This window comes from Burkholderia sp. JPY481 (genome assembly GCF_038900515.1).
Classification (GTDB): Bacteria; Pseudomonadota; Gammaproteobacteria; order Burkholderiales; family Burkholderiaceae; genus Paraburkholderia; species Paraburkholderia youngii.
On sequence record NZ_JAYMRT010000002.1, the window covers coordinates 407,364 to 426,052 of the forward strand.

At 60.0% G+C, this 18,689-nt stretch carries 13 protein-coding genes; 7 read left to right on the plus strand and 6 right to left on the minus strand.

What is annotated here, in order from left to right; translation table 11 throughout:
* Positions 1-17: 17 nt before the first annotated feature.
* Complete coding sequence (locus VSR82_RS07180; RefSeq protein WP_410842407.1) at positions 18-680, plus strand: HD domain-containing protein; 663 nt, start codon at positions 18-20, stop codon at positions 678-680.
* A gap of 48 nt (positions 681-728) precedes the next feature.
* A complete protein-coding gene (gene katG, locus VSR82_RS07185; protein ID WP_498857545.1) occupies positions 729-2,987 on the plus strand; it encodes a catalase/peroxidase HPI in 2,259 nt (752 codons plus the stop codon).
* Between the two features lie 456 nt (positions 2,988-3,443).
* On the opposite strand, the gene VSR82_RS07190 is transcribed toward katG, so the two are convergent.
* The 5 genes from VSR82_RS07190 to VSR82_RS07210 form a co-directional block, all read right to left on the minus strand.
* Complete coding sequence (locus tag VSR82_RS07190; protein WP_429456129.1) at positions 3,444-4,472, minus strand: glycosyl hydrolase family 28-related protein; 1,029 nt, start codon at positions 4,470-4,472, stop codon at positions 3,444-3,446.
* A gap of 72 nt (positions 4,473-4,544) precedes the next feature.
* A complete protein-coding gene (locus tag VSR82_RS07195) occupies positions 4,545-5,426 on the minus strand; it encodes a polysaccharide deacetylase family protein (RefSeq protein ID WP_429457736.1) in 882 nt (293 codons plus the stop codon).
* 78 nt (positions 5,427-5,504) lie between these two features.
* Positions 5,505-6,767: a SidA/IucD/PvdA family monooxygenase gene (locus VSR82_RS07200; RefSeq protein ID WP_429456128.1), complete on the minus strand. Its 1,263-nt coding sequence runs from the start codon at positions 6,765-6,767 to the stop codon at positions 5,505-5,507.
* The gene (locus VSR82_RS07205; protein WP_429456127.1) at positions 6,767-7,969 is read right to left on the minus strand and encodes a carboxylate--amine ligase; all 1,203 of its coding nucleotides are present in this window, start codon (positions 7,967-7,969) and stop codon (positions 6,767-6,769) included. Before VSR82_RS07205 ends, VSR82_RS07200 begins: the two co-directional genes overlap by 1 nt.
* Before the next feature lie 144 nt (positions 7,970-8,113).
* On the minus strand, positions 8,114-9,319 hold the full coding sequence (locus VSR82_RS07210) for an MraY family glycosyltransferase (protein ID WP_498857546.1): 1,206 nt from the start codon (positions 9,317-9,319) through the stop codon (positions 8,114-8,116).
* Between the two features lie 278 nt (positions 9,320-9,597).
* On the opposite strand from VSR82_RS07210, the gene VSR82_RS07215 reads away from it, so the two are divergent.
* The 4 genes from VSR82_RS07215 (at position 9,598) to VSR82_RS07230 (ending at position 15,596) form a co-directional block, all read left to right on the plus strand.
* Positions 9,598-11,835: a polysaccharide biosynthesis tyrosine autokinase gene (locus VSR82_RS07215; RefSeq protein WP_498857547.1), complete on the plus strand. Its 2,238-nt coding sequence runs from the start codon at positions 9,598-9,600 to the stop codon at positions 11,833-11,835.
* A gap of 225 nt (positions 11,836-12,060) precedes the next feature.
* A complete protein-coding gene (locus VSR82_RS07220) occupies positions 12,061-13,170 on the plus strand; it encodes a glycosyltransferase family 4 protein (RefSeq protein WP_429456124.1) in 1,110 nt (369 codons plus the stop codon).
* A gap of 21 nt (positions 13,171-13,191) precedes the next feature.
* Positions 13,192-14,412 carry a glycosyltransferase family 4 protein gene (locus VSR82_RS07225; protein WP_429456123.1) on the plus strand — a complete coding sequence of 407 codons (1,221 nt, stop codon included), beginning with the start codon at positions 13,192-13,194 and terminating at the stop codon, positions 14,410-14,412.
* A complete protein-coding gene (locus VSR82_RS07230) occupies positions 14,409-15,596 on the plus strand; it encodes a glycosyltransferase family 4 protein (protein ID WP_429456122.1) in 1,188 nt (395 codons plus the stop codon). Before VSR82_RS07225 ends, VSR82_RS07230 begins: the two co-directional genes overlap by 4 nt.
* 62 nt (positions 15,597-15,658) lie before the next feature.
* On the opposite strand, the gene VSR82_RS07235 is transcribed toward VSR82_RS07230, so the two are convergent.
* The gene (locus VSR82_RS07235) at positions 15,659-16,936 is read right to left on the minus strand and encodes a hypothetical protein (RefSeq protein WP_368583154.1); all 1,278 of its coding nucleotides are present in this window, start codon (positions 16,934-16,936) and stop codon (positions 15,659-15,661) included.
* A gap of 353 nt (positions 16,937-17,289) precedes the next feature.
* Here VSR82_RS07235 and murJ point away from each other — a divergent pair, with 353 nt between their 5' ends.
* Positions 17,290-18,654 (plus strand): murein biosynthesis integral membrane protein MurJ, encoded by a 1,365-nt coding sequence (gene murJ / locus VSR82_RS07240; RefSeq protein WP_410850145.1) that lies wholly within the window; start codon positions 17,290-17,292, stop codon positions 18,652-18,654.
* The last annotated feature ends 35 nt before the right edge of the window (positions 18,655-18,689 follow it).

The following is an 18,689-nucleotide window of genomic DNA, read 5'->3' on the forward strand; positions in this document are numbered from 1 at the left end:
ACGCAAAGGAAATGGACATGCGACCACGCTCATCCGGAGCGGACGCAAATATCGTGGGTATCCGCATTCCGCGCACATCGGTGGCGCTCGCCGCTGCCGAGAGCGCTCATGCAGCGCTGCCGGCCGTGTTGCTCGGCCATGCGCACCGGGTGTTCGTCTTCGCGGCGCTGAACGCCCGCCGAGTCGGCATCGTATGCGATATGGATGCGCTCTACGTGAGTTCGATGTACGCGAACATGGGACTGAGCGCGGCGTATGCCCATTCGACCGCGCGCTATGAATTGGACGGCGCCGATGCGGCGCGTCGGCTTCTGCGTCATCACGGCGCGAGTATTCACGCACAGGACGATGCGTGGAACGCCATCGCGCTGCACACATCGCCGGGCATCCCGGAGCGCGTGTCGCCACTCGCGAAGGTGCTGGCAGCCGCGGTATGTACGGATCTCGTCGCAGCGCATTTCGAAACCCACACGGATGGGGAGCGCGCGGGAGTGCTGGCCGCTTATCCGCGCGGCAAGCACTTCAGGCAGGAGATCATCGGTGCGATCGGGCGTGGCGTTGCTCACCGTCCGCAGACGACCTTCGGTACGCGGAGCGCTGACATTCTCGATCGCCTCGATCCGGAATATTGCAGGAGCAATTTCTGCGGGCAGATTCTCGGCTCACGGTGGCAGGACTAGCAGGCGCTGCGCGGCCGTCAAAACCAATCAACCAAAGCAGGAAGATTCATGCCGAACAAAGGCAAGTGTCCGTTCAATCACGCCGCTGGCGGTGGTACGACCAACCGCGACTGGTGGCCCAAGCAGCTTCGGCTCGATCTATTGAGCCAGCATTCGCACAAATCCAATCCTCTCGACCCCGGCTTCAACTACGCCGAGGCCTTCAAGACGCTCGACCTCGCGGCGCTAAAGAAGGACCTCGCCGCGCTGATGACCGACTCGCAGGACTGGTGGCCGGCCGACTTCGGCCACTACGGACCGCTGTTCGTCCGCATGGCGTGGCATAGCGCAGGCACGTATCGCACGAGCGACGGTCGCGGCGGTAGCGGCCGCGGACAGCAACGCTTCGCGCCGCTGAACAGCTGGCCCGACAACGTAAACCTCGACAAGGCCCGGCGCCTCCTTTGGCCCGTCAAGCAGAAGTACGGCCAGAAGATTTCGTGGGCCGATCTGCTGATCCTTACCGGGAACGTCGCGCTGGAGACCATGGGTTTCAAGACCTTCGGTTTCGCCGGCGGCCGCGAGGACACATGGGAACCCGATCAGGACGTGTACTGGGGCAACGAAAAGACATGGCTGAACGGCGACGTGCGCTATGGCAAGGGCGCGCCTGCCAATGACGATGAACGCGTGGTCGTGGCCGCCACGGCGTTGCGCGGCCAGGAAACGAGCCATACCGACAGCGACCGCGATCTCGAGAATCCGCTCGCGGCGGTGCAGATGGGGCTCATCTACGTGAACCCGGAAGGTCCGGATGGCAACCCCGATCCTGTCGCAGCCGCGCGCGACATTCGGGAAACCTTCGCTCGGATGGCCATGAACGACGAGGAAACCGTCGCGTTGATCGCGGGTGGCCATACGTTCGGCAAGACGCACGGCGCGGGCCCTGCCGGCAACGTCGGGCCCGAGCCCGAAGCCGCCGGTCTGGAGAACATGGGGCTCGGCTGGAACAGCAGCTTCGGAACCGGCGCGGGTGCCGGCGCGATCTCGAGCGGACTCGAAGTCACCTGGACCAGCACGCCGACCCAATGGGGCACAGGCTTCTTCCACAACCTTTTCGCTTACGAATGGGAACTGACGAAGAGTCCGGCCGGCGCGCACCAATGGGTTGCAAAAGACGCGGAGGAAACGATTCCTCACGCGCACGACGCCTCGAAGAAGCTCAAGCCGACGATGCTGACGACCGATCTGTCGCTTCGCTTCGACCCGGCCTACGAGAAGATCTCGCGGCGCTTCATGGCGCATCCCGATGAGTTTGCCGATGCATTCGCGCGTGCCTGGTTCAAGCTGACGCACCGCGATATGGGGCCGCGCGCCCGCTACCTCGGTCCGGAAGTGCCTGCCGAGGAATTGATCTGGCAAGACCCGATTCCGGCCGTCGATCACCCGCTCGTTGCAGAACAGGACGTCGTCTCGCTGAAGCGAAGGATTCTCGACTCGGGGCTGTCGATTGCTGAACTCGTACAGACCGCGTGGGCTTCGGCGTCGACGTTCCGTGGATCGGACAAGCGCGGCGGCGCCAACGGTGCGCGCATCCGCCTCGCTCCGCAAAAGGATTGGGCTGTGAACGAGCCCGCGAAACTCGCGAAGGTGCTCGGGACGCTCGAAGGCATTCAGGCCGGGTTCAACCGTTCACAGTCGAACGGAAAGAAGATTTCGCTCGCTGATCTGATCGTGCTCGCGGGCGGTGTCGGCATCGAGGCGGCCGCGAAAAAGGCGGGTCACGAAATCACGGTGCCATTCGCGGTGGGTCGCATGGACGCGTCGCAGGAGCAGACCGACGTCGAATCTGTCGGCATGCTCGAACCGCTCGCCGATGGGTTCCGCAACTTCGTGAAAGGCAGCTACCGTGTGCCGGCTGAGGTACTGCTCGTCGACAAGGCGCAACAGCTCACGCTCACGGCGCCCGAAATGACGGTACTGGTGGGCGGCCTGCGCGTGCTGGGCGTCCAGGCTGGCGGCGAAGCGCGCGGCGTCTTCACGGATCGCCCGGGCGCACTGACGAACGATTTTTTCCGCAACCTGCTCGACATGGACACGCAGTGGAAGCCGCTGACGGTTGCCAGCGACGTGTTCCAGGGGAGTGAGCGCAAGACCGGCAAGCCGAAATGGATCGGCACGCGCGTGGACCTCGTGTTCGGCGCGAACTCCGTTCTGCGCGCGCTCAGTGAGGTCTATGCGAGCGAGGATGGACAGCAGAAGTTCGTGCGCGACTTCGTCGCTGCGTGGGTCAAGGTGATGAATCTGGACCGCTTCGAGGCCGTTTGACGATGGAGCGCTGTCGGACCCTGTGGGTTCGGCAGCGCGGCGCGTAGATCACGGTTGGCGTGCGTCGTGATCAAGCTTAGCGGGGGACTTCAGGTTGGCGTGCGGAGGTAGGTGCAGCGCATATGCGGCTCGCTAGCCGCGGCCGTTGTGATCCGCCGCTTTCTGCTGGCTTTCAATATTTGCCTCTCGATCGGCGCTACTCGAGGAGCGCAAGCGCCGCTGGCGGAGCCGGCCATTCTTCGACGTATCCGAAAACAGGACGTCCGCGACGGCTCTGAGAGCAAGGTAGACCACGAATAGAAACGCGATCGTACCGATTATTCGTATAAGAGTCGTCATCTTGAACCTCACTTAAGTAACGCGACCTCAGTTGGCTCGATTGAAAAACCGATCCATCAGTCGGGATTCCCAACTCCCGGCCGCGCACCTCCGTTCAATGCAGCACAGTTGCGCTTGTTACTGAACGACTTTGCATCCTCTCACGCAGGTGTTTTGCCGATACTGTGCGGCGCCGCCGCTCGCCTTTTGCCATATGATACTTGGCCGTATTGCGAACGAATAGTACGCCTTTTTGCTAACTCCCATTACGGTGTTGTAACGCACGATGTTGGTCGAGTAGTCTGCGTCGCCGGCCGTGCCACCCGTCAGCAGCACCGAGGCGCCCATATCGGGCGCTCCATAGCCGTGAATTGCCCTCACGTCGTTGTATTCGATCACGTTATCGCCGCCCAGTTGCTGCGCATTGTCGTTCTCGACACCTACCGCGCAATCTATCAGAACATTATGTCCAATGTATCCGTGCCGATGCGCGACGAATACGGCGCCATAGTATCCGCAGCTCTCGAAACGGTTATATGCAATGATGTCGCCGCTGCCGCCGTCCACTTCCCCGTAGGTCTGAAACATCGCCTGGCCAAAAAATCGCTTGAAGGTGTTGCCGACAAGCGTGAAGTCGCTGACCCTGTCCCGCGTCTCGACGGGAATGTTGTAGTGCAGCGCATCGTCGTCGAGAATAAAACGTGGAGCAGCGGAATTGGTTCCTTCGAATACGCAATTGGCGATGCTGTCGCCAGTCAGCGTTTTCCCGTCCGGTGCGACGACGGAAAACATGCTGAATACCGGCCTGGTCTGCCTGAGCGTCGTGCCTTTCGCACATTCCATGTGCCGATGGCTGACCGTAATTTTGACCGTGTGGTCGATCACGCAGGTCCCAGCCGGCACCCGTACGTCGCCGGCATCCAGCGCGGCCTGAAACGCTGACGAATCGTCCGACACGCCATCGCACTTCGCACCAAAGTCAAACGGATTCACTGGGTCAACGAGGGCTGGTGTGACGATAGTGCGCGCAGCCGGGGGCGCACCCAGCAGATCGCTGGCTGGCGGCTCGCTGACTGCCGCATCGCCGCGATCCGCGAGTAGCCGCAATGACTGCGCTGCAATGAGCCCGGTGACCAACAGGCCGCAGACCCAGTAAGCGAACCTCATGAAAGTTGACTCCAGCGTTCGTTTAATAGCCGCAACCAGGTTACAGCCGGACGGACATTCGGCCTCCGCCAACTAGAACTGCGGAAAGCGTCCATCCCACGAGCCACCTCGCAAGTAGCGCAGAAAAACCGGGATGCCTGTCAATTGGGCGGCGAACCAGGTGGGTGACGCGTCGTCGGTAATGATGATCGTGCGCAAACGGTAAGGGTCGGTTTGGCTATCGTTCCAGCCAACGTCGCAGGTGCGCGCGGTCTTGAATCCCGCCGCCTTCACGTATTCGATCTCCCGCGCGCCGTAGTTGCCGTTCGGATACGCGAAGTGAGTGCACTCGCTATTCAGTAAAGCTCCAACCTCGTGCCGCGAACCCGCGATTTCTTCCTCACATTCGGATGCCTCACAGCGCGTCAATATCGGATGAAACCGCGTGTGCGCCTGAAAGTCCACGTAAGGTTTCATCGTTTGGATCTGCTCATGGGTCAGTCCCGACGGCATGTCTTCACCGTCCTGCGCGAATCCTCTCACCTCGAGTTCGGCCAGCCGGCGCGAATTCCCTAGTCGCTTCAGCCGCTCGATACCGGCCTGTTCCGCTGACGGATGCAACCACCAATGCCTGCGCCGGCGCGCGACGATTCGACTGCATAGGAAAATGGTCGGGCGAACCTTATGTTTTATGAAAACCGGCAGAAGATCAGCATTACCTGCGTGGCCATCGTCAAAAGTAACGACTGCACGAGGTCGGCCTTTGCTGGGCTCATTGAGAGCCGCGAGCGGAATCACATCGCAGATCTTCCGCAAATGGGTCAAATGGACATCGAGCGTTGCAGGGTCCGGATCGTGATACAGCAGGATCGCGACTCTGTCACGCCATAGCAAAGTTCGCGTTAGCCACGTCATACCGGAAAAGGACAAGCAGCGAGCCATGATTTCTTTCACGGCGCTGTTTCGCTGGGGCATCATCATTGGGCACACTCACTGAGTAGACAGTTGGCGTATCGATGAACCTGAGCTCGACACGATCCGCATGGATGGCGTTTAATGGTCTGCCTGATTCGGAATTGCTTCCGTGGCTGCTGCGGCGGGCGTCGTTCGCGGCGCAGGGCTATCGTGCCGATAACGCTTCAGGATATGCCGTGCAACCTGCGGCGCAGCGTATTTCGCTCCGTAGATGAATCGCATCACAGGACCAAAGCTGTATGCGGATGCGGGTCCAATCACATAGAGACCGCGAACACCGGTCTCGAAATGGCGCGTAAGCTCCGGCACACCGTCTTGAAGGGACATCGACTGGACGATTTCCGTTGAAAGAAATGCATGTCGACTGAGGTCGGTCTTGAACCCGGTCGCCGCGATCACGTGGTCGGCCTCTAATTGCGATTGCTGGTCTTTCATGGAGACCTGCAGGACGATGCGATTTCCATCAATGACCGCGTGACGTATCTGGCTGCCGACCGTCACGTCCACCTGGTCGACGACGCGATCGCGCAGCCACCATGCGCCAGACGGGCCCCACGTGGAATTTACGACCTGCTTCCGGCGCTGTGCGCCAAATGCGCGAAACACGAACGGCCATTCCGCGATGATATGGGCGCGCCAACCCGGGCCGATTCGCCCATCCGGCCTGATCAGCCTCGATATAAGGCTCCGGTTGTTCTGTGGTTTGTTGTTCCACGTCACGACAGGTTCACGCGCGAGCACGCGGATACGACCACCGTTTTCGTTCATGAGCGCGGCGAGGCCGAGTGCCGACTGTCCGCCACCCACGATAACGATATCCTTTCCTCGCACCCAATCGAGGTTTCCGTACTCGCAGGAATGGGAGACGAATTCTCGTGGCAGCCCTTGCAGAACCGGGGGCGTCTTTTCGAAACCCTTGAGCCCCAGCGCAAGCACCACGCGGCGCGCGACGATGGAAGTGCCGTCACTCAGCGCCAGACGGAACATCCCGTCCACGCGGCGCATATCGACGACATCGACCTGCTTTAAATCGTCGACGAGCTGTTGTTGAAACCACAGTCCGTAATCAATAAATGTTTCGCGTGTCAGATGCATGCCGATCGGCTGGTAGCGGATGCCCCTCAGCGCGCAATAGTCCTGAAGCGCATAACCGCGCTGCGGTGCATAGAGACTCGTGGACCAGCCGTCGGAGCGCATCAGCATGCCCGGTGGCGCGAAGTTTCTCCAGCCTTCCATAGGCGTGCCTAATACCTGGTGAGGCACGCCCGCCGCATCCAGGTGAGCCGCGAGAGACAAGCCATAAGGTCCTGCACCAATGATTGCGGTATCGGTCGTTGCCATTAGTTCCTCCCACTTAACAGATTTTCGGGTCGATTTGTGATCACATCTCTCTGCATCATCTGCCGCAGTCGGCGCAACGGATTTCCCATGCAGTACTGTCTCAAAGCGGGAAACGGGTCCTCGGTGCGAAAATAGCCGTCCACGATCTCCGTGATGCCCGTCAGCAGTTGAGGTGGCGGCTTGTCGGCGATTGACGCCCGCCACGCGACGCTCACACGGTTTGCAGTGGCCGTTGTCACAGGTAGTCCTAGCTCGTGCTGGTAGGCCGCGACTGGGATATTCGTCCCGCACAAGGTAGCGATTTCTTCCTGCCAGTCCGTTCTTCCAACGGTGGGTTCGATCATCACGAACTTCCGGCGATGATCGTCCCACTTGTATTCCATGCTGCCCATGCCGGCCATGCTCGCGCATTCCGCGAAAGCCAACGTGATGGGCTCGAGTACTTTGTGCGCGTCGGGCGCGGCAACACATACCGCTGTGCTACCTACGTTGCGGGGATAGCAGGAGAGCTTGCGGCCGGTGAAGGTTGCGATTGGCCGTCCATCCGCACCACGATAAAAGAGCGTGAAATAGATGTTGCTATCCGCCCCTTCGATCCATTCCTGCACCACGATTCCTCCCGGAGTCTCGAGCATGACGGCTGCTTGCTCGCGGGCCTCTTTTAGCGTTTCGATGCGAAGCGCGCGTTCCTTTTTTCCGCTTAATGCGCTTCGCTTGTCATCGGGTTTCATCACACATGGGAATTGCAGCACAGCCAGCAGTGCCATATCGGAGACACTTTCAAGAACGACAGTACGCGGAACCTCAAAATCGTTGACTTGTGCGAACACGTGGAAACTCGCCTTACTGCTCAGAAGCTTTACCTTCTCGTCGGTCGGAATCCGAACACGAAACCACTTCGATATTTCGTCGATGTTTTCTGAAACAGCATGAACCGCTGGTTCGGCCGTCAACATCAGAACCGGCGGCTCGCTCATTCTTCTGCCTATTTCAATCATGTCGTCGATGAATTCTCTTCCTTCGAGATTTCTGATTAGCCGGCCCTGCGTGTGGCGAGACCAGAAGGCAGCTCTACTTTCCATGTCGACAGTCAAGGTCCGAATACCGTGCCGGGCGAGCGACCTTACGACGCCAAGGCCGTTCAATTCGCCGCCAACGACAACTGCGCTGACGTTTGCACTGCGTGAATCCATACGCGCCATAATCGCTCCGGGTACGATTGCCTACAGAAAAAAATGACTAGGTCATTCGCACATTCGGCTTTGCACGATGAGGAGTGCACAGCCGACTGCAATGAGAATTTTTTGATGGAAGACTGGTCCGCTCTGTCCAGTTGATATGCGAATTTATTCTGCCTGGGATGGCTGCTCAGCGGGGTGATTAGCCGGTGTTTCGCTTGGAGCGGGCAACGAATCGCGCGGCATGTAAATCACGAGCCAGCGCGGTGCCCTGAATTTGACGATCGATACATACAGCCAGACGTAGACCGCCATGAAGGTTATCGCGGTCGCAAAGAGCGCTACTTCGTTATTCCAAAGGAACGTCGCCGGCACGATGCTGATGAGGCTAATCGTCCAAAGATATGGCGACGTTCTCGCGTTGCGCCTCGTGCGCTGGCGTGTCGTTTCGGGATGAGCTGCGCGGCGCACCATCCGCCTGAAGATCAACGTGTGCAAATGGATGCCGTCAGGCTCGCCTGCCGCGCAGCCGCGCACAATGCGCCGCCGGTAGATCGTGAAGACGGTTTCGAAGATCGGATAAATCGTCACGACGACAGCGTACCAGGCGGAGACATTCGGATGACGCGCTATAAGGAGAACGACGAGTTCGGCAATCGTAAAGCCGATGAAGTAGGCACCCCCGTCGCCGAGGAAGATCGCCGCGGATGGGTAGTTCCACACGAGGAAGCCCAGGATGGCGCCGATCATCGTCAGGGACACGCTGAGAATCAGCCAGTCGTCGACCTGATGTGCGACGAAACCAATCGAGGCCAGCATCAGAACTGCCACTCCACCGGCCAATCCGTTGAAGCCGTCGATTAGATTAAACGCGTTGGTCAAGCCGGACACCATGAGCAAAGTGAGGCCCAGCGCGATCGGCGAATAGACAAGAAGGGAATCTATCAGTGGAAGATCCACACGATCGACGACGGCCCCTAGCGCAAAATCGCCAATTGCCGCAGAAACGATTGCACATAGCAATCGCGCCGCTGGACTTACCTGCTTGGTGAAGTCCTCGATGATACCGCCGAGAAAAACTGGCAATGCGCATAGAAGCAATTTAAAAACCTCCATGCGCGGATTACTGCCGAGCAATGCGCCGAGCGCTAGTGTTAGCGCGACCGCGAGCGCGACCGCGATCCCACCCACGCGGGGCACCGCCGTAGCGTGCATCTTTTGCACGCCATCGAGTTGGTTGTCGAGACCAATGCCGCCACCTAGCCGAGCGCTTTTGACGACGATAAAAGTAATCAGAAAGCACACTAATAGGCCAAATATTAAGTTCGGCATCTCTCTCGCCTCGATGGTGTTGACCTGATGACTGTCTCTCACACACAAAACGCGAATTCCTCGACGATTAAAGCCATTTTGTGGCGAGCAGTCTTTTTATTAGTCCGGCATTTGCTACCGACGGGTACAAAAGGTACGGGAAAAAGGTACCCATCAATGTTCGTTTCCATACACAAACGGGACCGGCCCACTGGTACGTTCTACCGAAACGATTTTGGCTACCGTAGGCCTGCTGCGCGGCTGATCTGATGCTTCACAACGGACGGAGTGTTTCTGCGCGAAGCAGTGACTTATGGTGTCTGTCTGTCCTGGGGATCTCCATGAACGAAAAGCAGATATCGATGCCGTCGTCGGCGCTATCCAGCCACGGCAATCTTTCGCAAATACTCGATGTGATTTCGCGACGCCGGCTGACGATTGCAGTTACAACGGTTGTCTGCCTCTTTGTCGGTGGCGTCGTAGCGCTCACGTCGCCGGTTTATCAGTCGAACATTCTCGTCAAGATCGATCAGTTGCCTGAAGCGCAGCCCTCCTCGCGTCCGGAACTGATGTCGATGGTTTCGCCTGCGTTCGATGCAAGGTCGAAGACGACGGGAGAGATGCAGGTGATCCAGTCGCGCCAGACCGTCGCACATGTGGTCGACGAGCTCGAGCTCGACGTTGTTTCAGGACCGCGTCGCTTTCCTGTGATCGGCGCGTGGCTCGCGAGCCATGCAAGTGATCTCTCGAAATCGGTCTTTGGCTCCATTGGCGGCTACGCGTGGGGTAGAGAACAGGTCAAGATTGGCGCATTCAAAGTTCCTCGCGAGCTGGAAGACCGCAAGCTAACGCTGACCGCGCTGTCCGCGGGCCGATACGAGCTGAGCGGTAGTGAGCTCGACAGGCCCTTCGTCGGCACCGTGGGTCAGACCGAAACCGTCGCGACGACCAAAGGCGATGTGACGTTGCGCATCGACACGATCACGGCGGCGCCCGGTATCCGGTTCGATCTGAAGCGCTTGTCGCGCCAGGACGTGATTGACGATATGCAGAAGAATCTGCAGATCACGGAGCAAGGCGAAAAGTCGAACGTCGTGAGCGTCTCCATGCGCGGCAGTGATCCGGAGCTGCTTAGCCAGACGTTGAACGCGCTCGGCGCGCAATACGTGCGTGAAAATAACGACCGGAATGCGACCATCGCGGCAAATTCGCTGAGGTTCCTGGAGAGCCAGTTGCCCGCTATGCAAGCGCAAATGGTTGCGGCCGAGCACCGCTACACTGCGTATCGCAATTCGCTCGGTCTCGTCGATGCGACTGAAGAAGGCCGGCTAAATCTGCAGAGAGTCTCCGATGCCGAGGCGCAGTTGCTCACGCTGCAGCGCACCCGTGCCGATCTGGCAGCGCGATACGCGCCGTCCTATCCAGCCGTAGCGTCGCTCGATGCGCAGATCGCGATGACGAAGCAGTACCTTGAAGCGGGGAGAGCGCGCGTCAATGCCATGCCGACGGAGCAACAGGACGCGCTTGCCCTGATGCGCGACGTGAGAATGACGACCGACCTTTACACGGCGGCGCGGAACAATGTCGAGCAACTTCGGCTCATTCAGGCCAGCAAGGCGGGCTTCGCGCAGATCATCGATCCCGCGATCATCCCCGAACATCCGGTGCGGCCCGTGCGTTCACTAGTACTCGCTGCGTCGTTGTTGCTCGGCGTGCTTGCGGGCGTCGCGATCTCGTTTGTCCGCGAGTTGCTTTTCGCTGGGGTGACCGAGCCTGAACAAGTCGAAGCTCGCACCGGTCTGATGGTGTACGGAATGGTGCCGCATAGCGCAAAGCAGGACGAGCTTCAGGCCAAAGCGAATGCTACCGACGCGCGCGACCTGATTCTCGCCTGCCGGCACCCGTCCGATCCGGCGGCGGAAAGCCTGCGTTCGTTCCGCTCCGCCCTGCAATATATGTTGGCGAGTGCGCGCAACAACATCGTCCTGGTGGCGGGTCCGATGCCACAGGTCGGAAAGTCGTTCGTCGCCGCGAACCTTGCGGTGATCCTGGCGATGACCGGAAAACGCGTGCTGCTCGTCGACTGTGACTTGCGCAGGGGCGCGCTGCATCGCAGTTTTGGACTTCCGTCCGGCCACGGACTCGCGGAAGTTCTCGCCGACCCGTCACTGACTGTCGAGCGTGCCACTCGAGAGGTTTTACCGAATCTCGACATTTTGCCGTGTGGCGACTATCCCGCCAATCCGGCCGAATTGCTCAATAGCGTCGCTTTCGACAGCCTGATGCGGGATGCGTCGGCGCGTTACGACATCGTACTGCTCGATTCGGCGCCGGCGCTTGCCGTCTCGGACGCCGGCATTATCGCGCCGCACGCAGGATCGATCTTTCTGGTGGCACGGTTCTCGGAAACCCGTCTTGCGGAAATCGAGGAAACGGCAAGGCGCTTTGCCCAGGTCGGCACCCGGATACATGGCGTGATGCTTAACGGCTTCGCCGTACGCAGCGTGAAGTACCTGCATCCGGGGCGCTACGGCAGCCACATATATGCGACGAGCCAGCACACGGACCGCGTGAACTGACATCGTCGACACCTATCAGTTCGACTTCACGACGGTGAACCGGCTACTCGCGACGTTGCTCTCTTTAGCCGGTCTCGTGCTCGTGCGACAAACATCTCGTTACTCGCGTTCGCCGTAAAGGTGGCGGGCGACTTCGTGCTGGGCCGCCAATTCGGGCCAGTGGGTTTGCAGTTTTCAACCGCGCAACACGCTAAGCGTTTGACCGTTCCGGGGAGACAACGAAACGTGAAGATTGTTCTTGTCGTCAATTCAATGGGAGGACCGGGCGGCGCCGAACGGGTTGCCGCGGTGCTGTCGGCCGCGTGGGCCCAGCGCAATCACACCGTCACGCTCGTGCCGACCTACAGCAAACACGGTGGATGTTTTTTTCCGATCGACGAGAAGGTGCGGATGGTCTATCTGGCTGACCGCGTCAAGCATAGCCCGCTGCGACGGGTCAACTACATCGCGAGACTGGCGGAGTTGCGCAAGCTATTCGTGCAAGAGCAGCCCGACGTCATCGTGTCGTTTTTGACCAACGTGAACATCAACGTGATCCTGGCTTCACGGGGCCTGCGCATTCCGGTGATCGCCTGCGAGCACAACGATCCGGTGGCCGATGGCCGCCCGTTGCTGTGGAAGCTGCTTTGCCGGCTCACCTACCCGCGGGCCACCGCGCTCACGTTCCTTTCCCAGTCGATGGCAACGCCGTTCGAGAAGATGCGCTCGGGAGACACGCCTCGCATTGCCGTGATGCCGAATCCGATTCCGGACGAGCTTTTCAGCATGACCAGGCCGCAGCGCGTCGAAGGCAGAAAGCGCCTTATTTCGGTTGGTCGCCTGCAACCCCAGAAGCACTACGAGCTGCTGATCGAAACCTTCGCGAAGGTCGCGCACGACTTCGAGGATTGGGATCTGTGGATCTGGGGCGAAGGCCCCGAGCGGCCGATGCTCACCCGGAAGATAGCCGAGCTCAATCTGTCCAGGCGGATATTTCTGCCCGGCAGCACCCAGGCTGCATGGGATGAGATGGCCGCCGCGGATGCTTTCGTCCTGTCGTCCCGCTTCGAAGGGATGCCGGTGGCGTTGATGGAGAGCATGGCGCTCGGTGTCCCGGCGGTCTCGTTCGACTGCCCGAGCGGGCCGCGCGAGTTGATGCGCGACGGGCAGGACGGTCTGCTGATTCCACCGGGCGATGCAACCGCGCTTGCCGCCGGGCTGCGGCGCATGCTGTCGGACCAGGCGCTGCGCGAAGAGCTCGGCGTCAGGGGCGCGCGCTCGATCCGGGATCGCTATTCCGTTGCCCATATTCTGACGATCTGGGACCGCCTGTTCGCCCAGTTGCGGCTGGGTTAATCATTTTTCCGGAGGACGATAGTGCCGACGAATAAAGTCATTCTTCTCGCGAACACGGACTGGTATCTGTTCAACTTCCGCTTGTCACTCGCACAAACTCTGCGAGAGCGCGGCTTCGAGGTGATTCTGCTATCGCCCGACGGCAGCTATGGCCCGAAGCTTCGCGCTCTCGGCTTTACCTGGGAGGCGATTCCGATGGAACGGCGCAGCCTCAATCCATGGCGCGAGATCGGCCTCATTCTGTGGCTCGCACGGGTTTTCAGACGCGAGCGTCCGCTGCTCGTCCACGGCTTTACGATCAAGGGCGCAGTCTATAGCTCGCTTGCGGCGCGGCTGGCTGGCGTGACGATTCGCGTCAACGGCATCGATGGCCTCGGTTACGTGTTCACGAGCGATGAGCTGCGCGCTCGCATGCTGCGTCCCGTGGTGAGCAATCTCATGCGCTTCGCCTTCAATGGGAAACACTCCGCCGTCGTTCTGCAGAATTCGTCGGACGTCGCGCTCTTTAAGCAGTCGCGCATCGCTGCGGACCGGGCGGTGCGGCTCGTGAGGGGCGCGGGCGTGAATCTGACACGCTACCGGCCGCGCGAGCCGGCCGAGACGAAAAAAGGTGCGCCGTTGCGCATCGTGCTGGCGGCGAGGCTGATCTGGGAAAAAGGCATTGGCGAATTCGTCGAAGCGTCTCGGATACTGAAGAGCGAAGGCCGTTCGGTGATTTTCCTGCTGGCGGGCTCTCCCGACGAGGGCAATCCAGCCGCGATTCAGCGCAACCAGATCGAGGAATGGCACCGCGACAACCTGCTTACCTGGCTGGGGCACGTCAGCGATATGCCCGCCTTGCTTTCGGAGGTCGATGTGGTCGTGTTACCGAGCTACTATCGGGAAGGTTTGCCGACGACGCTAATCGAAGGCGCAGCGTGCGCACTACCGCTCATCACGACCGATGCGCCCGGCTGCCGCGAAGTGGTGAGCCGCAACGGCGACGATGGCATTCTCATTCCGGCGCGAGACCCCAAAGCGCTTGCCGACGCGATCCGCATGCTCGACGACGATCGCGCGCTCGGCGTCAAGCTGGGCCTTGCCGCGAGAGCGAAGGTGCAAACCGAGTTCGACGAGAACATCGTGCTCGGCAAGTTGCTGTCGATCTATCAGGAGTTGGGCGCCGCCTCGCCGGTCCCGGCGCCGGTGCCGGTGCCGGTTGCAGGCTTGGTGGCAACACCGCCGGAGGGGACATCGCCATGAGAATCGTCCATGTCATCTCCGGGCTGCGGGTAGGCGGAGCCGAAATGATGCTCTATCGGCTGATCCAGGCGTCGCAGCGAGACGGTGTCCAGCACACGGTGATCTCCATGTCGTCACTCGACACGATGAGCGAGCGCATACGATCGCTCGGTGTCGAAGTGCGGATACTCGGCATGTCGCGAAGTTTGCCCAATCCGCTCATGCTGTTTCGCCTCGTGCGCTGGCTGGTCGAACTGCGTCCTGACGTTGTGCAAACCTGGATGTATCACGCGGACCTGTTTGGCGGAATCGCTGCGCGGGTCGCCCGGATCGTCGCGGGGCGGGGCGAACCACGAGGCGGTACCTTCAGGCTCGCCTGGGGGGTGCATCAGACCGAGTTCCCATCGCTGCGTTCGGGCACGAAGCTGGCAATCGTCGCGAAGTTCTGTGCGTGGCTGTCCACGCACCTGCCCGACGTGATCATCTGCTGCGCTGAAGCGGCGCGCATCTCGCACGTCCGAGGCGGCTATTGCAGTACGCGGATGCAGGTGATTTTCAACGGGTTCGATCTCGAACTGTTCAAGCCGCGCCGGCGCGACAGCGATCCGTTGCGCAAGGCGCTCGGACTGGATCCCGCGACGAAGATTGTCGGCATAGTCGGCCGCTACGATCCTGCCAAGGACTATGGCACTTTCATCAATGCCGTAGCGAGGGTGTCTGCAATGGAGCCGGATTGCCGCTTCGTCATGATTGGCCGGGGCCTTGACGAGAGCAATCGGGAACTCACGGCGATGATCGACCGCGCGGGCATCAGGGACGTTTGTCGACTTACGGGCGCAAGCAACGACGTGCACCTGCTGATGTCCGCTTTGGACGTCTTCTGTCTATCGTCACGAAGCGAGGGACTGCCGACGGTGGTCGGCGAAGCGATGGCATGCGGTGTCCCCTGCGTGGCGACCGATGTGGGCGATACCGCGGCATTGATGGGAGAAACCGGCCGTCTGGTGCCGAGCGGCGATCCGGAGGCGCTTGCCGCTGGTATCGTTAGCCTGCTTTCACTCGACCGCGAGGGACGCGAACAGCTCGGCAGGCAGGCGCGTACGCGAATGGCCTCACGCTTTTCAATCGAGCGCTGCTGGGCAAGCTACCGGCACGTCTACTCGACGCGCGGCCAGGCGTTCGGGTTCGGGTTTGATCGCACGTGAGGGCAACACAAACCTCGCAGGCCGGGACGCGAGAAGATCGAGTACCGGCCGCAGATCGAAACTTATGGCGAGCGCGGCGCAAGTAGCAAATCCGGTTCTCCACCCTCAACATCGACATCCCGATGGCCGGCAGCCGAATGGGTATTGTCCTGCGATGCCCCCAGTCGCAATACAAGGGGCAGGAGCCCGAAGTAGAGAAGCGGCGAGGTGTACGACAGCTTTGATGACATCAGCAGACCGAAAAAGCACAGATTGGCAATGTCCTTTTTCATGACCAGGAATATGCCGATAGGAATTGCGAGTCCTACGATGCCAAGCTGCACGACGAAGAAATTGAGCAATCCTGCGTCGTTAAGCGATGCAACAAAAGTCGATGTGTGTTCCGAGACATCGAACAGGTCGTATTCGACGGAGAAGGGGCCGTAGCCCAGCAGAAAATCCCATCCATGGCGCACTTCGTAGACGTACGACAGCAGCCGCAATCGCAGTCCTGAATCCGCGTCGATTTTGAGCATGAAGCTATTGACGTAAGCCGCAATCAATCCCGGCGAGGCCACGGCGATCAATGCGAGTATTGCCGTCGCCCACGCTCTCGTGCGGCGCGAGTGCGTGACCATCAAGGCTGCAATCAACACCACCGCCTGTACAACCGCCGCAGCTGACTGCGTGATGAGCATGGATAGCACGGTCAGCGCGATGGGCAGCGTAGACGGCGTCTTTCCTCTCGCCCTGGAAAGCAGGATATAGCCGATAGCCATGGTTCCCACGGCCGCGGCGAACGTCGAAGGTTCTATATACAGACCCGTCGGCCGGAATGCGAAAACGGGATGCACGGACTCCCAATTCTGGTACCGCGACGCGTCACCCGTAATCGGCTTGGTAAAGTCGATGTACTGGCCGCTGATGAGCAGCGTTGCTGTCTGCAGGAACAGCACGGAGCAATTGAGCACTAGCAACCTCGAGACAGCTGTCGTGACTTCGCCGATGCGTGTTGAAATCAACGCAGCGAATGACGCAAGAAACCCGATGTCAAGCAAGAAGAAAATGTAGTTGTTCGTCGCGGATTTCTCGAGATTGTACGAAGCGTTCCCGTGTGGTACTGCGAGAAACCACAGATAGCACGCGGTAATGACAGTTGCGGAAAGCGACACAAGAGCCACGCATCGAATACTGAACAATGCCTCGCGGGCCTTCGCGTCGCTCATGCACATTGCCATAAGCAGCAGAATGCCTGTCATCACGACATATGGTCCATGGCTCGTCAGTGAGCACAGCAGCAGCGCGACGAACAACGCGCTGCGATGAATTGCGTTCGACCGCATCGTTATTTGCGTACTCATGCTATGGCTATTCGCTATTCCGGTACTTTCTGCGCACCCGGGTGAATGTAGAGGAAATAGGTACCTGTCAATGTGCGTTGTCAAACATTAATAGGGACGCAGTGACTGCTATGTTTCACCGACGTTTTGCGTGGCCGGACGCGTGCCGCGGCGGTCTAAATCCTGCGATTCGGAAGACCCCTAGGTGCGAAGCATGTGGGCTTCGGTCTTCGCGCCCTGAGGAACTCCATGAGCGAAAGGAAGGTGTCCACGGCGTCGTCGGCGCCGCGCAACCAAGCGCCAGCGGAAATACTGGCCACTGCGAAGTTTTCCGCACACGCAATTGGACGGCCCAGACGATGGTGAGCGCACTGATGTTCCAACTGACTCGCTGGCGCGAGCGCGTACTCAATACGCATCCTGACCATGCACGCATCGCACGAAGCCTGGCGCGCGTCTCCGCGTTCGTGCTCATCGGGAAATGTGCCGGCGCGCTGAAGGAAGTGGCGATTGCGTACAAGTATGGAGTCAGCAGCATTGTCGATGCGTATCAGTTCACGTTTTCGATGGTGAACTGGCTGCCAACCACATTGCTGTCCGTGGCAGGTGTGGTGCTCGTTCCGATGTTCGTCAACCTGCGCGCGCAAAAGAAGGAAGACGTGGCGCAGTTCGTCGGCGAGCTGGAAGGGGCGGCGCTAGTGAGCGGTCTTCTGGTTGCTATCGTCCTATACCTCTGCTGGCCGTTCGTGATGCAGCACCTTGGGTCGGATGCGCCGTCGACGACGCGCGACTTGTCCCGGGAAATGATGTACTGGCTTGCGCCCACAGGTTTACTGACGCTCGGCGCAGGCATTTATGCCGCGCGGCTTCAGGCGAACGAAAAGCATGTGAATACATTGCTCGAGGGGCTGCCTGCCGCCGTGATTCTGGTGAGCGTGCTCGTGGCTTCGCCCGGCGCGGGCCTCGTGTCGATCGTCTTCGGAACTGTCGTCGGCCTGGCGCTACAGATGCTTTGTCTCAGGTGGCTTGCGGGACGCACCGACGGCGTGTCGAGCCGGGTCAGACTCTCCATGCGCTCTCCGCATCTGGGCGAAGCGTGGCTGTCCATGCGCACCCTCATGGTCGGCCAGGTCGCCGTCTGTTTCGCCGGACCGCTCGACCAATACCTGGTGGCGAATCTCGAAGCGGGGTCGAATAGCACGCTTGGCTATGCGAACCGCGTACTCGCGTTGTTGCTCAGTGTCGGGGCGATGGCTGCCGCGCGCGCCACCCTGCCCATCTTCTCCGACATCCGCAGGCAGGGAGATGTGCGGCGTGCGCGCCGAACGGCCCTTTTCTGGGCGCTCGCTACGCTCGCTGCGGGTCTCGTTTGTGCGGTGGTGTCGTGGTTCCTCGCTCCGACTGCGATCGCCGTTCTGTTTCAGCGAGGTGCCTTCACGCCAGAAGACACGGTGAGGGTGGCAAGCGCATTTCGTTGGGGGCTTTTGCAAGTGCCGTTCTATTTTGCGTTGATGGTGGTGTGGCAACTCTTTGCCAGCGAAGGACGCTTCAGGCTGGTGACAAATATCTCGTTGCTGGCGTTCGCGGTGAAGGCAGGGGCCAGCTTCATGCTAGTTCACCTATTCGGGGTCGTAGGTGTGCAGATTTCACTTGCTTTGATGTACGTGACCGCATTCGTGTTGGCGATCTGCATGCTGCGGGGCAGTTCAACTTCGCGGCACGACAGCGAAATGCGCTAGGCCATCGACCGTTCAAGAGACTACGAAACGTGAAA

What these genes read in the sequence shown, in the direction of transcription:
- VSR82_RS07235 (WP_368583154.1), bottom strand. Translation starts at nt 16,936, where the DNA reads ATGAGTACGCAAATAACGATGCGGTCGAACGCAATTCATCGCAGCGCG.
- katG (WP_498857545.1), top strand. Translation starts at nt 729, where the DNA reads ATGCCGAACAAAGGCAAGTGTCCGTTCAATCACGCCGCTGGCGGTGGT.
- VSR82_RS07230 (WP_429456122.1), top strand. Translation starts at nt 14,409, where the DNA reads ATGAGAATCGTCCATGTCATCTCCGGGCTGCGGGTAGGCGGAGCCGAA.
- VSR82_RS07215 (WP_498857547.1), top strand. Translation starts at nt 9,598, where the DNA reads ATGAACGAAAAGCAGATATCGATGCCGTCGTCGGCGCTATCCAGCCAC.
- VSR82_RS07190 (WP_429456129.1), bottom strand. Translation starts at nt 4,472, where the DNA reads ATGAGGTTCGCTTACTGGGTCTGCGGCCTGTTGGTCACCGGGCTCATT.
- VSR82_RS07205 (WP_429456127.1), bottom strand. Translation starts at nt 7,969, where the DNA reads ATGGCGCGTATGGATTCACGCAGTGCAAACGTCAGCGCAGTTGTCGTT.
- murJ (WP_410850145.1), top strand. Translation starts at nt 17,290, where the DNA reads ATGTTCCAACTGACTCGCTGGCGCGAGCGCGTACTCAATACGCATCCT.
- VSR82_RS07200 (WP_429456128.1), bottom strand. Translation starts at nt 6,767, where the DNA reads ATGGCAACGACCGATACCGCAATCATTGGTGCAGGACCTTATGGCTTG.
- VSR82_RS07180 (WP_410842407.1), top strand. Translation starts at nt 18, where the DNA reads ATGCGACCACGCTCATCCGGAGCGGACGCAAATATCGTGGGTATCCGC.
- VSR82_RS07195 (WP_429457736.1), bottom strand. Translation starts at nt 5,426, where the DNA reads ATGCCCCAGCGAAACAGCGCCGTGAAAGAAATCATGGCTCGCTGCTTG.